Raw genomic sequence first — 13,948 nt, forward strand, 5'->3', positions numbered from 1 at the left:
CGGGGCCGCCGGGGGGTCTCGGCCTGGGTGGGTGGTGGGCCGGACGGCCGGGGCCCGGCGCGGGGGCTACGCCCGACAGGCTCTCAGCCGCGCAGGGCGGCGATCGCCGATGCGAGCGCTCCCGGCACATCCTCGACCAGTGCGTGCCGGCCGTCGCGGACGATGTGCCGCCCCGCCACCACGGTGTGCCGGACATCGGCTGCGGAGGCGGCGAATACGGCTGTCTCCGCAGCCAGCCGGGGTACCGGCCCCGCCGTTCTGACCGAGTCCAGCGCCACAGTGGCGAGATCGGCGGGCGCACCCGGTTCGAGCGCGCCGGCCTCCGGACGGCCCAGGGCGGCGTGCCCGTCGGCGGACGCCGCCCTGAGCAGCGCGGCCGCCGTCCAGTGACCGCGCGCCTGGGTGCGCAGCCGCTCGTTGAGCTCCATCGCCCTGGCCTCCTCGAAGAGGTCGATCACGGCGTGGCTGTCGCTGCCCAGCGAGAGCGTGGAGCCCGCCTTCTGGAGGGCTGCCGCAGGTCCGATGCCGTCGGCGAGGTCGCGTTCGGTGGTGGGGCACATGCAGGTGCCCGTGCGCGAGGCGCCGAGCAGCACGATGTCCTCGGCGGTCAGGTGCGTGTTGTGGATGCCGGTCGTCCGCGGGCCGAGGACGCCGTGGTCGGCGAGGAGCCGGGTGGGCGTGCGGCCGTGGGCCTCGAGGCAGGCGTCGTTCTCCGCGGTCTGCTCGGAGAGGTGGACGTGCAGCGGGGCCTGCCGTTCCTCGGCCCACTGCGCGACCGTGGCGAGCTGCCCGGCGGGGACGGCGCGTACGGAATGGATCGCCGCGCCGATCAGCGCGTGCTCGTCACCTTTGAGGAGGGAGGCCCGCTCGGCCCAGGCCTCGGCCGTCGTGTCGGAGAAGCGGAGCTGGTGACGACTGGGCCTCTCACCGAATCCGGCCGCGAGATAGGCCGTGTCCAGCAGGGTGATGCGAATGCCCGCCTCGGCCGCCGCCGCGATCAGGGCCTCGCCCATCGCGTTCGGGTTGTCGTAGGGCGTGCCGCCGGGAGCGTGGTGCAGATAGTGGAACTCGCCCACGGCGGTGACGCCGGCGAGCGCCATCTCCGCGTACGTCGCACGCGCCAGGTCGAAGTAGGTGTCAGGCGTCAGCCGGGCCGCGGCCCGGTACATCATCTCGCGCCAGGTCCAGAAGGTGCCGGAGCCCACCTGGACCGTGGAGCGCAGGGCCCGGTGGAACGCGTGCGAGTGGGTGTTGGCCAGCCCGGGGAGGGTCAGCCCGCGCAGCACGGTGGCACCGGGCGGCGGGGTCCCGACTCCCGTACGCACACCCGCGATGCGCCCGTGGGAGACGTCCAGGAGCACGTCCGGCTCGACGTGGGCGCCGAGCCAGGCGTGCGACAGCCAGTACGTCGTGGTGACCGGTGTGCCCGTCGTCGGTTGCGTCGTCAGCTGCACGCGAGACCCTCCAGTACGTCGGCGAGTGCCCTCACCCCGGCCACGCAGTCGTCCTCCGCCGCATGCTCGGCGGGCGAGTGCGAGACCCCGGTGGGGTTCCGTACGAACAGCATGGCGGTCGGCGCGGAGGCGGACAAAATACCCGCGTCGTGTCCCGCGCCGGTTCCCAGGACGGGCACCGCCCGTCCGGGCCCCTCCGCACCGTGCTCACCGAGGATCCGGCCGATCTCGTCGCGCAGCGCGTGCTGGAACTCCACGACCGGGGTGAACGACTCGCGTACGACGTCGAGATCGATACCGGCGCGCTCCGCGTGCTCCCTCGCGGCCCGCTCGACACCGGCGACCACCGCGTCGAGGGTGGCCTGGTCGGCGGCCCGCGAGTCGAGCCAGCCCCGCACGAGGGACGGGATCGCGTTGACCCCGTTGGGCTCGACGGCGACCTTGCCGAAGGTGGCGAGACCGCCCGCGAGTTCCGCCTCACGCCGGGCCGCCAGGACGGTCTCGGCGTAGGTGAGCATCGGGTCGCGCCGGTCGGCGAGCCGCGTGGTGCCCGCGTGGTTGGCCTCGCCCCGGAAGTCGAACCGCCAGCGCCCGTGCGGCCAGATGGCCGAGGCGACACCGACGGGGTCGCCGCTCAGGTCGAGGGCCCTGCCCTGCTCCACGTGGAGCTCGACGAACGCGCCGATGCGGGCGAGGCGTTCAGGATCGGGACCGATGGCGTCGGGGTCGTATCCCGCCGCCTCCATGGCCTGCGGGAGGAGCACGCCGTCGCCGTCCCGGAGCCTGTGCGCGTCCTGGCGGGTCAGCTGCCCGGCGGCCAGCCGGGACCCGACGCAGGCGAGCCCGAAGCGGGCCCCCTCCTCGTCACCGAAGTTGGTCACGGCGAAGGCCCTGGTGAACTCCGCTCCCCTGCGGCGGAGTTCGTCCAGGGCCGCGAACGAGGACACCACGCCGAGGGGCCCGTCGAAGGCGCCGCCGTCGGGCACGGAGTCGAGGTGGGACCCGGTGACCACGGCGTCCCCGGCGAGTGGGTCGCCGAGCCATGCCCACTGGTTGCCGTTGCGGTCGGTCTCGTAGGCCAGCCCGCGCGACTCGGCCTGGGCCCGGAACCACTCCCGGCACTCCAGGTCGGCGCCGGTCCAGGCGTAGCGGCGGTAGCCGCCGCTCCCGGGGTCCAGCCCGAGGGGCGCGAGGCCGCGCCACATCGCCTGGAACGACTCGGCCCCGCCGGCCTCGGAGGGCGCGCCCGTCCCCCGGCCGTACGAGGAGCTCCCCGGTGCGACCGGGCCGTCGCCCGCCGTCCCGGTCACCGGCCGTCGTCCTCCGCCATCGGGACCCGCACACCCTTGTCCGAGGCGACGGACTCCGCGATGTCGTACCCGGCGTCGACGTGCCGGATGACGCCCATCCCCGGGTCGTTCGTCAGCACGCGCCGGATCTTCTCGCCCGCGAGCTCCGTGCCGTCGGCGACCGTGACCTGTCCCGCGTGGATCGAACGCCCCATGCCCACACCGCCGCCGTGGTGCAGGGACACCCAGGACGCGCCCGAGGCCACGTTGACCATGGCGTTGAGCAACGGCCAGTCGGCGATCGCGTCCGAGCCGTCCAGCATGGCCTCGGTCTCGCGGTAGGGCGACGCGACCGAGCCGCAGTCCAGGTGGTCGCGCCCGATGGCCAGCGGCGCGGCCAGCTCGCCGCTCGCCACCATGTCGTTGAACCGCTCCCCGGCCCGGTCGCGTTCGCCGTAGCCGAGCCAGCAGATACGGGCGGGCAGCCCCTGGAAGTGGACCCGCTCGCCGGCCATCCTGATCCAGCGGTGCAGTGACTCGTTCTCCGGGAAGAGTTCGAGCAGCGCCTTGTCGGTCTTGTGGATGTCCGACGCCTCGCCCGACAGCGCCGCCCACCGGAAGGGACCCTTGCCCTCGCAGAAGAGGGGCCGGATGTAGGCGGGCACGAAGCCGGGAAAGTCGAACGCCCGGGCGTACCCGGCGAGCTGGGCCTCGCCCCGGATCGAGTTGCCGTAGTCGAAGACCTCCGCGCCCGCGTCCATGAAGCCCACCATCGCCTCGACGTGTGCGGCCATCGACTCCCTGGCGCGCCGGGTGAAGTCGGCGGGCTTCTCGGCCGCGTACGCGGCCATGTCGTCGAAGTCCACACCGACGGGCAGGTAGGCGAGCGGGTCGTGGGCGCTGGTCTGGTCGGTGACGATGTCGACGGGGGCGCCCTCGGCGAGCATGCGGGGCAGCAGCTCCGCGGCGTTGCCCAGCAGGCCGATGGAGAGCGGGCGCCGTGCGTCGCGGGCCTCTACGGCCAGCTGCAGCGCGTGTTCGAGCGAATCGGCCCGGACGTCCAGGAAGCGGTGCTCGATCCGGCGCTCGATGGCGCGCGGGTCGCAGTCGATGACGAGGGCGACGCCGTCGTTCATCGTGACGGCCAGCGGCTGGGCGCCGCCCATGCCGCCCAGTCCGGCGGTCAGCGTGATGGTGCCCGCGAGCGTTCCGCCGAACCGCTTGGCGGCGACGGCGGCGAACGTCTCGTAGGTGCCCTGGAGGATGCCCTGGGTTCCGATGTAGATCCAGGAGCCGGCGGTCATCTGCCCGTACATGGTCAGCCCGAGGGCCTCAAGCCGGCGGAACTCCTCCCAGTTGGCCCAGTCGCCCACGAGGTTGGAGTTGGCGATCAGGACGCGCGGTGCCCACTCGTGGGTCTGCATGACGCCCACCGGCCGGCCGGACTGGACGAGCATCGTCTCGTCCTGCTTGAGCGTCCGCAGCGTACGGACCATGGCGTCGAAGGACCGCCAGTCGCGGGCGGCCTTGCCGGTGCCACCGTAGACGACGAGCTTGTCGGGGTGTTCGGCGACCTCGGGGTCGAGGTTGTTCTGCAGCATGCGGAGGGCGGCTTCCTGCTGCCATCCCAGGGCGCTCAGTTCCGTACCGCGCGGCGCCCGTACGGGGCGGGGTCCTGACATGGCAATGCCTCCTCGCGAACGTGACTCTCCTATTCACATCCTGGCCGCCTGAATAGTCCTAGTCAACAAGGTGGACACGTACCCCGGCCCGCCGTCGTCCGCGCGCCGGGGATCACGGAACAGCCCTCAGACGCTCATGTCGCGCCATGAGGCTGTTCGGCAACCGGCACCTCCCGACCGGATCCGCCCGGGAAGGACAGTCGGCCGGACGGTTTCCGACCGGGTGCCGCTCACCCATCTCCCGCCCTTTACACCGGCGTTCGCATGTACCGCTGGAAAATGCCAGAAGACCCACCAGGAGCAAGCACGTTGCGTAGCCTCTCCATTACACCCGTACGCCGCGTCGGGAGGGGAGTCCGCGTTGCCCGGAATCGACGAGTGCCTGCTCGAAGTCATGAGGCTGCCCGGTGCCCGCGGCGCCGCAGTGGTCGACTGGACGAGTGGTCTCGCGCTCGGCACCATCGGTGAGTCGCCCAACGGCGACCACGAGGCCACCGCCGCCGAGACGGCCGAGGTGGCTCGGATGGCCGCGGAGCAACCGGTCTTCGCGGAGGCGGGACCGTCCGCCGGCGCGCAGGGGCCGCCCGCACCCGCGGTCGAGGACGTCATCGTCACCACCGCGCCCGGCTATCACATCCTCCGTTTCGTCGAGACGGCCTTCGACAGCAGCGTGTTCCTCCACCTGTGGCTGGACCGCTCGGAAGGCAATCTGGCCATGGCCCGTATCCGGCTGGGCGAGATAGCCGAGCGGCTGGTCCTCGCATGAGACCCACCGCCACAGCGGCACCCGGCCTCCTGGAGCGGGCCGCGCCCTCCCCCATGCTCCAGCGGCTCGCGGACGAGCGCGCGACCGGCGCGCTGATGCGCGACCGGGGCACCCTCTACCTCGCCGACGGCCAGGTCGTACACGCCGAAAGCCCCGCCACCCCGGGGATCGACGTCCTGCTCACCACCGGCGGGGCACTCCGCTCGGAGGGCTGGTGGGACGCGGTCGAGCAGGCGGGCGCCGGACAGCGCGTCGGCCGCTACCTCGTCGACAGCGGCTCGGTGCCGGGCGGCGCCCTGGAACTGTGCCACCTGGGCGCGCTGTACGACGCCGCCTTCTTCGCCCTGGCGCCCACGAACACCCCGGCCCGCTTCCGCTACGGGGTGTCCCACTGGATAGGCCCGGTACGGCCCGTACCCGTGGACGCCGTGCAGCGCGAGACGCTCCGGCGCCGGGAACTGCTCGACCGGATCTGGCCGGACGCACTCACCGACAGCGCCCCGCTGGCCCCCACGACCCACCCGGTCGACGCCCCGGTCCCCCCGCGCCAGCGGCGCGTCCTGGACCTGGTGAACGGCGAGCGCACCGCCACGGACATCGCCCGGGAACTGGGCCGCTCGGCCTTCCACATCCTGGTCGACCTGCGCCGGCTCGCCGCCGCCGGACTGGTCGAAGCGGTCCGCACGGCCGCGTCCGCGCCGACAGCCGAACGGATCACGCTGCCGGAGGTCACGAACGACCCCGACGTCGCCCTGTTGCGCCGGCTCAGAGACGCATTGGAGGCCCTGTGATTCGCGCGCTCAGACAGCGTGCCGGGAGGAGACAGCTGATGGTGCCCGAGGCCGAAGTGCAGGATGTCCTCGACGAGCTCCAGCGGTTACGCGCCCGTGTCCCGCTCCTGACCGGCGCACTCGCCGCCAGCACCGACGGCCTCGTCGTCGCCCAGGACACCCCGGGCATGGAGGCCGAGGGCGTCGCGGCGCTGACCGCCGCCGCACTCGGCGTATCGATCCGGATGACCGACGCCACCGGACGCGGCGGTTTCCGCGAACTGCTGATCCGAGGCGAATCCGGATACATCGCCACCTACGCGGCGGGCGCGTCCGCCGTCCTCACCCTGCTGGCCGAGGACCGCATCAACGTCGGCCGCCTCCATCTGGAGGGCCGCCGGGCCGGCGCACGCATCGGCGAGATGGTCGACGCCACGCAGGAGCGCATCGAGCGCCCCGTGCCTCCGCCGAGGCCCCCGCAGTCCCGGGCCCTCCCCCGACGCCCCACCCCACCAGATGCCACGTGACACCCGAAGCAAGTCGGTAACTGACCGGCCAAAGGGCCGGCCACGGAAAGGAACCAGCGCTATGGCCAACACCGAAGCGTCACTGAAGGAAGCAATGGCGTCGATCGAGGGGACCCTCGGTGTCGCACTCGTCGACTACACCAGCGGCATGGCCCTCGGCACCCTCGGGGGTGGCAAGGACTTCAACCTGGACGTCGCCGCCGCCGGCAACACGGACGTCGTACGGGCGAAGCTGCGGACCATGGAGCATCTGGGCATCAAGGAGGAGATCGAGGACATCCTGATCACCCTGAGCGGCCAGTACCACCTGATCCGCCTGCTCAAGACCCGTGGCAGCAACGGCCTGTTCCTCTACCTCGTGCTGGACTCCAACCGCGCGAACCTCGCGATGGCCAGGCACCAGCTGAGGAAGATCGAAGCCGACCTGGAGGTCTGAGCCCCACGCGCTCGGCTGCCTGGACGCCGCGCCCCACCGGCGCGGCGTCCCCGCCACGGCCCCGTAAGACGCGGCTAATCGACGAACAGTCCCCGCGCCGCGGCCCGCGCGTCGAACTCCTCCAGCCGGGCCTGTGCCTCGGGCAGCCCGTCGCACATGGCCTCCAGCAACACCCGCCCCAGCAGCATCGGCGCGCACGCGGTGTCGAAGGCGAGCCCAGTGCCCACGGCCGCCGGAATGAGCAGGTCGCTGTGGGCGGCCACCGGCGCGAAGGCGGAGTCGGCCACGGTGACGACGGTCAGCCCCTGTTCACGTGCGTACGCCAGCGCGTCCACGCCCTCGCGGGGGTGACGCGGCAGCGCGAAGCACATAAGGGCGCTCGCGCCCGCTCGCCGGGCCGCGTCGATACGGTCGTGCAGCATGCTGCCGCCCTCGTCGAGGACCCGCACGTCCGGGTGCACCTTGGCGGCGAAGTAGCCGAACCCCCGGGCCTGCGAGGACGCGGCCCTCAGACCGAGCACCAGCAGGGGCCTGGACCCGGCGAGCAACCGGCCCGCCCGCTCGACGGGCCCTGGGTCGGCGAGCAGCTCGGACAGCTGCCGGAGATTGTCGATCTCGGCCAGGACGGCCTGCTGGTACTCATTGAAGCTCTCCTCCGTCCCGTCCGCTCCGTCAGCCCCGTCCGCCACGGAGGGCGTGACATCGCGCAGGTGCCTGCGCAGTGCCGGGTATCCGTCGAAGCCGAGCGCGACGGCGAAGCGGGTGACGGAGGGCTGGCTGACCCCGGCCAGCTCGGCCAGCTCGACACTCGAGAGGAACGGGGCGTCGGCGGCCCGTCGCACCATGGAGTGAGCGATACGCCGCTGGGTGGGCGTGAGCCGCTGCCCCTCGAAGAGCCGCTGCAACCGCGCAGCCGGGCTGCTCCCGCTCATGCTGTCCCCTTCGGAGTTCCGCCGTGCCGGTTTGGCACCGCGAATTCCATTCAGCCAGCAAGCGCTCTGCATGTCCATATACAGGACACCCCGGCGGCGGGGGCCCTCGCATTGCGGGACGGCTCCCGACTGCGGACCCTGGGATCATGATCCCAGCGAACACGACGGGGCCCGGCGGCATCATCGTCCGCTACGGTGCCACCGATGCCGCGCACGTGCTGAGCGTCTACGCAGACCTGCGCTGCCCGTTCTGCAAACGCATGGAGCTCGGGCTCGGGGCCGTCATGGAGCGGGCCGCCGACGAGGGCCGCTTCGCGATCGACCACCACTTCGGCACCTTCATCGACGACTCCGCCGGCGGCAGCGGCTCCCTGGAGGCGCTGGCCGCGCTGGGCGCCGCCGCGGACGAGGGACAGAAGCCGTTCATGCAGTACCTGCGGGCGCTGTACGCCGATCAGCCCAGCGAGGACGTGGACGCCTTCGCCGACCGGGACTTCCTGCTGCGGCTGGCCGGTGAGGTCGAGGCGCTGCACACCGACGCGTTCCGGCAGAAGGTCCTGGAGCACACCTACCTGCCCTGGGCGGCGCAGGTGTCGGCGGCCTTCGAGGCGAGCGGCGTCAGTTCCACCCCCACGGTGCTGATCGACGGCGCGCCGGTCGCCGTCATGAACTCCCTGGGATACGCGGTCACCCCCGAGACCTTCCTCGCCGAGGTGACGCCCCGCTGAGGAGGGTGCGCCCGGACCCCGGCCGCGCGGGGCGTCTCCGGAGGCGGTGGGGCGGGCTCAGAACACGACACGCGCAGACATGAGTGCAGACCGCGCCCAGGGATCGCCCTCCACCTCCAGGGTGCCGCGCACGCGGCGCCCCGACAGGTGCCGGGCGAGGTCGACGGCGTCGGCGCGGACGACGGCCGCCGGGGCGCCACCGCCCAGCAGGTGGCTCCCGCCCGCGGGTCCGTGGAGGTCGAGCTCCGCTGCGGGTCCCGTCCAGGTGAGGGCCAGGTCGAGGACCACCTGGTCCATGACCTCCCGGTCGTGCCTGCCCAGCGCCGGATCCGCCCCGGTGGCGTCGCCGAGGTCCATCCGGTGCATCCAGGTGTCCCGGACGATGAGGACGCAGTAGAGGTACTCGACCGAGTCGTCGGGCAGCGCCTTCCTCTCCGGGTGGAGCAGACTCGGCCGGACCCTGCGGCGTACGGCCGCGGGCAGGCGGCGCATGGCGATGATGGCCTGGGGGGCGTAGCGCGCGAGCGCGCCGATGAGTTCGCGCCCCGGGACGGCCTGCCGGTCCTCGATCTGGATCTCGTTGTGCCCGTCGAGCGGGCCGAGGGTGGGATGGGTCCGGCGGCCCCGCCGGATCCGCTGCACGGCGACCCAGGGGCGGGGCAGTTCCTCGTACTGGCCGACGGTGTGCGCGAGCATGTCCCGGATCGTCCAGCCGGCGCACGGGCTCGGCCGCCGCCAGTCCTCGTCGGACAGCTCGCGGTAGGTGGAGAGCGTCGCCCTCAGCTCCGCCTCGTTGGCCTCTCGCGCCCTGGCCCCCGACGTGCGCCGGATCGCGCGTGCGAACGGTGTGGTGACGGACATGGGACGCCTCCCAGCTCCCCGCTTCAACGCTACGCCGACGGCGCACGGCCCGCCTCGCGCAAGAGCCGGAACAGGGGGGCCGGCCCTACTGAGGGGGCCGCACGAGGGGCCGCCGGTGTCCGCTCACGGGTATGTCGCGGGGACCGCCGCACCCCCGGTTGCCCGGAGGGCGGGACGACGGCGGTCCCCGCGAGGGACGCGGTCCCGGGTCAGGGCCGGGTGTCGCGTCCTGGCGACGGTGGAGGTCCGGGAGCCGCTCCGTAGTCCGTGTCGCCGTACGTGGTGCCGGCGGGTTTCCCTGCCGACACCCATCACTCTGCCGGAGCCGTGTTAAGCCGGTGCTGCGCCGACGTGTCGCGCTCGTACCGTTTTCACGAACCCGCAGAACCTGCGGTTACGGCTTAGGGGCGGCGTCCTTCGCGAGGAAGGCCAGCACGTCCTGCCTGCTCACCACGCCCTTCGGCTTGCCCTCGACGAGGACGATCGCAGCATCGGCCCCGTCCGTACCGCTGAGCACGGCCATCAGGTCCTCGACCGGCTCGCCGGAGCCGACCTGGGGCAGCGGGGCCGACATGTGCTTCTCCAGCGGGTCGGACAGCGTCGCCCGCTGGGTGAACAGGGCGTCCAGCAACTGCCGCTCCACCACGGAGCCGATGACCTCGGCGGCCATGACGTCGGGGTGACCCGCCCCGGGCTTCACGATCGGCATCTGCGAGACGCCGTACTCCCGGAGTACGTCGATGGCCTCGCCGACCGTCTCCTCCGGGTGCATGTGGACGAGCGAGGGGAGCGGCCCCTCCTTGAAGTCGAGCACGGCGCCGACCCGGGCGGACGGGCCGGTGTCCTCCAGGAAGCCGTAGTCGGCCATCCACTCGTCGTTGAAGATCTTGCTCATGTAACCGCGCCCGCTGTCCGGCAGCAGGACGACCACCACGTCGTCGGGACCGAGGCGGGCGGCGACCTCCAGTGCCGCGACGACGGCCATGCCGCAGGAACCGCCGACGAGTAGGCCCTCCTCCTTGGCGAGGCGGCGCGTCATCTGGAAGGAGTCCTTGTCCGAGACGGCGACGATCTCGTCGGTGACCGTACGGTCGTAGGCGCTCGGCCAGAAGTCCTCGCCGACCCCCTCCACGAGGTACGGGCGCCCGGAGCCGCCGGAGTAGACGGAGCCCTCCGGGTCCGCGCCGACGACCGTCACGCCGTTGTCGCTGATCTCCTTGAGATAGCGGCCCGTACCGGTGATCGTGCCCCCGGTACCGACACCCGCGACGAAGTGGGTGATCCTCCCCTCCGTCTGCTCCCAGAGCTCGGGACCCGTGGTCTCGTAGTGCGAGCGCGGGTTGTTCGGGTTGGAGTACTGGTCGGGCTTCCAGGCCCCCGGCGTCTCGCGTACCAGGCGGTCGGAGACGTTGTAGTACGAGTCCGGGTGCTCAGGGTCTACGGCGGTGGGGCAGACGACGACCTCGGCGCCGTACGCGCGCAGCACGTTGATCTTGTCCATGGACACCTTGTCCGGGCAGACGAAGATGCACTTGTAGCCCTTCTGCTGGGCGACGATCGCGAGGCCCACACCGGTGTTACCGCTGGTGGGCTCGACGATCGTGCCGCCGGGCTTCAGCTCTCCGCTCTGTTCGGCGGCCTCGATCATGCGCAGCGCGATGCGGTCCTTCACCGACCCGCCGGGGTTGAAGTACTCGACCTTGGCCAGGACCGTCGCCTGAATGCCTGCCGTCACATTGCGCAGCCTGACCAGCGGGGTGTTGCCGACAAGACTGATCATCGAATCGTGGAATTGCACCGTGTACTCCGGGATCTCCGAGATGGTCAAGCAAGACTATGCGTACGTGCGGGAGATTGGACCAGGCGATTGGGCCGGGCCCCCTGCGGGGCAGTTAGTCCTGTGTACGGCTGTGCGGCATGGAGGAGGTGGACCGGACTGTGTCGAGGGCGAGGGTGGCACGGCGGATCGCAGCGGGTGCGGCCTACGGCGGCGGGAGCGTCGGGCTGATCGGTGCGGCGACGGTGGGTCTGGTGCTGGCGGAGGTACAGCTGGCGAAACGGCGGGTGGGCGGCGGGATCGCGCCCGTCCCGCCGAGTGCGGACGGGCGGTACGGGGTGGCGTTCGCAGGCCCCGCGGATCCGCTGCGATTCGTCATGCTCGGCGACTCGACGGCAGCCGGACAGGGGGTACGCAGGGCGGGCCAGACACCGGGCGCGCTGCTGGCGTCGGGGCTCGCGGCGGTCGCGGAACGGCCGGTGGACCTGCGGAACGCCGCCCTTCCGGGTGCGCGTTCCGACGACCTGGAGCGCCAGGTGTCGCTCGTGCTCGCGGATCCGTCCGGCGTACCGGACGTGTGCGCGATCATGATCGGCGCGAACGACGTGACCCACCGGATGCCCGCGACGCAGTCGGTGCGCTATCTGAGCACCGCCGTACGCAGACTGCGCACGGCCGGTGCGGAAGTGGTCGTGGGGACCTGCCCCGACCTGGGCACGATCGAGCCGGTCTACCAGCCGCTGCGCTGGCTGGCCCGCCGGGTGAGCCGACAACTGGCGGCGGCCCAGACGATCGGCGCTGTGGAACAGGGGGGCCGGACCGTCTCGCTGGGCGACCTCCTCGGTCCCGAGTTCGAGGCGAACCCCCGGGAGCTCTTCGGCCCCGACAACTACCACCCCTCCGCCGAGGGCTACGCGACGGCGGCGATGGCGATGCTGCCCACCCTGTGCGCGGTGCTGGGTCTCTGGCCCGAGTCCGACCACCTCGACGTCTCGCGCCGTGAGGGCATGCTGCCGGTGGCGAAGGCGGCCTCCCGGGCAGCGCGGGAAGCCGGTACCGAGGTGACGGGGGCGCGCGCGCCCTGGGCCCTCCTCAAGCACCGCAGGCGCTGGCGCCTCCCGGCCCACACCGAGCCGGTGCGGCACGAGGACACGGGGACGGGCAGCGGCGGAAAGTGGTTTCCGGGGCACGGATCCGGTGCCTCGTGGCGCCGCGCCTGAGCACGAGGGGCCCGGACGGAAGGGCCTGAACGGCGGCGGGGGCCGTTGTCGGTGCCGCGCGTGGCGACCACAGGCGCGGCCGGCGGACCGGAACGTCGCGGCAACCGGCGAGGGCATGAACATTGCGGGCGACTGAGCGGTTGCTTAGAAAAGAGGCCCGCATCACATCGCCTGTCGGGTGACCTCAGCTATACGTCCGGGTAACTTCCAAGGCAGCCCAGCCTTTCCTGCCTCTCATGGAGCCGCGTGATGCCCGAAGCCGTGATCGTCTCTGCTGCCCGTTCGCCCATCGGCCGGGCCTTCAAGGGGTCCCTGAAGGATCTGCGCGCGGACGACCTGACCGCGACCATCATCCAGACCGCGCTGGCCAAGGTCCCGGAGCTGGACCCGAAGGACATCGACGACCTGATGCTCGGCTGCGGCCTCCCCGGCGGCGAGCAGGGCAACAACCTGGGCCGCATCATCGCCGTACAGATGGGGATGGACCACCTTCCCGGCTGTACGGTCACTCGCTACTGCTCCTCCTCGCTGCAGACGAGCCGCATGGCGCTGCACGCCATCAAGGCGGGCGAGGGCGACGTCTTCATCTCCGCCGGTGTCGAGATGGTGTCCCGCTTCGTGAAGGGCAACTCCGACAGCCTCCCGGACACGCACAACCCGCTGTTCGCCGACGCCGAGGCCCGTACCGCGGCCCGCGCCGAGGAGTCGGGTGCGGGTTGGGCCGACCCGCGCGAGGAGGGCCTGATCCCGGACGCGTACATCTCGATGGGGCAGACCGCCGAGAACCTGGCCAGGACCAAGGGCGTCACCCGCCAGGACATGGACGAGTTCGGCGTGCGGTCGCAGAACCTCGCCGAGGAAGCCATCAAGAACGGCTTCTGGGAGCGCGAGATCACCCCCGTGACGACGCCGGACGGCACGGTCGTCTCCAAGGACGACGGCCCGCGCGCCGGGGTGTCCCTGGAGGGCGTGCAGGGCCTCAAGCCGGTGTTCCGTCCCGACGGTCTCGTCACCGCGGGGAACTGCTGTCCCCTCAACGACGGCGCCGCCGCCCTCGTGATCATGTCCGACACCAAGGCGCGCGAGCTGGGCCTGACCCCGCTGGCCCGCATCGTCTCGACCGGCGTCTCGGGCCTGTCCCCCGAGATCATGGGCTACGGCCCGGTCGAGGCCAGCAGGCAGGCGCTCAGGCGCGCCGGGCTGACCATCGACGACATCGACCTGGCCGAGATCAACGAGGCCTTCGCGGCCCAGGTCATCCCGTCCTACCGGGACCTCGGCCTGCCGCTGGACAAGGTGAACGTCAACGGCGGCGCGATCGCCGTGGGCCACCCCTTCGGCATGACCGGCGCCAGGATCACGGGAACGCTGATCAACAGCCTGCAGTTCCACGACAAGCAGTTCGGCCTGGAGACGATGTGCGTGGGCGGGGGCCAGGGCATGGCCATGGTCATCGAGCGGCTGAGCTGAGCCGTAGCGGAGGGTAGAGGCCGCCCGAGGTACGAG

13 protein-coding genes are annotated in these 13,948 nt (G+C 72.0%); 7 read left to right on the top strand and 6 right to left on the bottom strand.

Annotation, left to right across the window (positions count from 1 at the left end):
• Positions 1-83: 83 nt before the first annotated feature.
• The 3 genes from ACFU5K_RS22735 to hutU form a co-directional block, all read right to left on the bottom strand.
• Positions 84-1,454: a formimidoylglutamate deiminase gene (locus tag ACFU5K_RS22735; protein WP_384064605.1), complete on the bottom strand. Its 1,371-nt coding sequence runs from the start codon at positions 1,452-1,454 to the stop codon at positions 84-86.
• Complete coding sequence (locus ACFU5K_RS22740) at positions 1,445-2,659, bottom strand: allantoate amidohydrolase (RefSeq protein ID WP_384064646.1); 1,215 nt, start codon at positions 2,657-2,659, stop codon at positions 1,445-1,447. The genes ACFU5K_RS22735 and ACFU5K_RS22740 overlap by 10 nt, the downstream gene beginning before the upstream one ends.
• Before the next feature lie 101 nt (positions 2,660-2,760).
• Positions 2,761-4,425 (bottom strand): urocanate hydratase, encoded by a 1,665-nt coding sequence (hutU, locus tag ACFU5K_RS22745; RefSeq protein WP_384064608.1) that lies wholly within the window; start codon positions 4,423-4,425, stop codon positions 2,761-2,763.
• 361 nt (positions 4,426-4,786) lie between these two features.
• On the opposite strand from hutU, the gene ACFU5K_RS22750 reads away from it, so the two are divergent.
• The 4 genes from ACFU5K_RS22750 (at position 4,787) to ACFU5K_RS22765 (ending at position 6,924) form a co-directional block, all read left to right on the top strand.
• Positions 4,787-5,191, top strand: coding sequence for a hypothetical protein (locus ACFU5K_RS22750; RefSeq protein WP_384064611.1), 405 nt, complete (start codon positions 4,787-4,789; stop codon positions 5,189-5,191).
• Positions 5,188-5,982, top strand: coding sequence for a winged helix-turn-helix domain-containing protein (locus ACFU5K_RS22755; RefSeq protein ID WP_384064614.1), 795 nt, complete (start codon positions 5,188-5,190; stop codon positions 5,980-5,982). The genes ACFU5K_RS22750 and ACFU5K_RS22755 overlap by 4 nt, the downstream gene beginning before the upstream one ends.
• A gap of 38 nt (positions 5,983-6,020) precedes the next feature.
• A complete protein-coding gene (locus ACFU5K_RS22760) occupies positions 6,021-6,488 on the top strand; it encodes a roadblock/LC7 domain-containing protein (protein ID WP_327117841.1) in 468 nt (155 codons plus the stop codon).
• Between the two features lie 61 nt (positions 6,489-6,549).
• The gene (locus tag ACFU5K_RS22765; protein WP_384064616.1) at positions 6,550-6,924 is read left to right on the top strand and encodes a hypothetical protein; all 375 of its coding nucleotides are present in this window, start codon (positions 6,550-6,552) and stop codon (positions 6,922-6,924) included.
• 74 nt (positions 6,925-6,998) lie between these two features.
• On the opposite strand, the gene ACFU5K_RS22770 is transcribed toward ACFU5K_RS22765, so the two are convergent.
• A complete protein-coding gene (locus tag ACFU5K_RS22770; RefSeq protein WP_384064619.1) occupies positions 6,999-7,856 on the bottom strand; it encodes a MurR/RpiR family transcriptional regulator in 858 nt (285 codons plus the stop codon).
• A 146-nt stretch (positions 7,857-8,002) separates the two neighbouring features.
• On the opposite strand from ACFU5K_RS22770, the gene ACFU5K_RS22775 reads away from it, so the two are divergent.
• Positions 8,003-8,584: a DsbA family protein gene (locus ACFU5K_RS22775; protein WP_384064621.1), complete on the top strand. Its 582-nt coding sequence runs from the start codon at positions 8,003-8,005 to the stop codon at positions 8,582-8,584.
• A gap of 57 nt (positions 8,585-8,641) precedes the next feature.
• On the opposite strand, the gene ACFU5K_RS22780 is transcribed toward ACFU5K_RS22775, so the two are convergent.
• Complete coding sequence (locus tag ACFU5K_RS22780) at positions 8,642-9,445, bottom strand: maleylpyruvate isomerase family mycothiol-dependent enzyme (protein WP_384064624.1); 804 nt, start codon at positions 9,443-9,445, stop codon at positions 8,642-8,644.
• Between the two features lie 394 nt (positions 9,446-9,839).
• Positions 9,840-11,243: a cystathionine beta-synthase gene (locus tag ACFU5K_RS22785; protein ID WP_384064627.1), complete on the bottom strand. Its 1,404-nt coding sequence runs from the start codon at positions 11,241-11,243 to the stop codon at positions 9,840-9,842.
• Positions 11,244-11,398: 155 nt separating this feature from the next.
• Here ACFU5K_RS22785 and ACFU5K_RS22790 point away from each other — a divergent pair, with 155 nt between their 5' ends.
• Both ACFU5K_RS22790 and ACFU5K_RS22795 read left to right on the top strand, forming a co-directional pair.
• A complete protein-coding gene (locus ACFU5K_RS22790) occupies positions 11,399-12,442 on the top strand; it encodes an SGNH/GDSL hydrolase family protein (protein WP_384064649.1) in 1,044 nt (347 codons plus the stop codon).
• A 249-nt stretch (positions 12,443-12,691) separates the two neighbouring features.
• Positions 12,692-13,912, top strand: a complete 1,221-nt coding sequence (locus ACFU5K_RS22795) for an acetyl-CoA C-acetyltransferase (RefSeq protein WP_384064630.1) — start codon at positions 12,692-12,694, stop codon at positions 13,910-13,912.
• The last annotated feature ends 36 nt before the right edge of the window (positions 13,913-13,948 follow it).

The sequence above is a fragment of the Streptomyces sp. NPDC057428 genome, from assembly GCF_042803195.1.
Taxonomy (GTDB): Bacteria; Actinomycetota; Actinomycetes; order Streptomycetales; family Streptomycetaceae; genus Streptomyces.

Bases quoted from the DNA above. Each gene is read 5' to 3' on its own strand.
- ACFU5K_RS22740 (WP_384064646.1), bottom strand. From the start codon at position 2,659: ATGTGGCGCGGCCTCGCGCCCCTCGGGCTGGACCCCGGGAGCGGCGGC.
- hutU (WP_384064608.1), bottom strand. From the start codon at position 4,425: ATGTCAGGACCCCGCCCCGTACGGGCGCCGCGCGGTACGGAACTGAGC.
- ACFU5K_RS22755 (WP_384064614.1), top strand. From the start codon at position 5,188: ATGAGACCCACCGCCACAGCGGCACCCGGCCTCCTGGAGCGGGCCGCG.
- ACFU5K_RS22760 (WP_327117841.1), top strand. From the start codon at position 6,021: ATGGTGCCCGAGGCCGAAGTGCAGGATGTCCTCGACGAGCTCCAGCGG.
- ACFU5K_RS22765 (WP_384064616.1), top strand. From the start codon at position 6,550: ATGGCCAACACCGAAGCGTCACTGAAGGAAGCAATGGCGTCGATCGAG.
- ACFU5K_RS22770 (WP_384064619.1), bottom strand. From the start codon at position 7,856: ATGAGCGGGAGCAGCCCGGCTGCGCGGTTGCAGCGGCTCTTCGAGGGG.
- ACFU5K_RS22775 (WP_384064621.1), top strand. From the start codon at position 8,003: ATGATCCCAGCGAACACGACGGGGCCCGGCGGCATCATCGTCCGCTAC.
- ACFU5K_RS22780 (WP_384064624.1), bottom strand. From the start codon at position 9,445: ATGTCCGTCACCACACCGTTCGCACGCGCGATCCGGCGCACGTCGGGG.
- ACFU5K_RS22795 (WP_384064630.1), top strand. From the start codon at position 12,692: ATGCCCGAAGCCGTGATCGTCTCTGCTGCCCGTTCGCCCATCGGCCGG.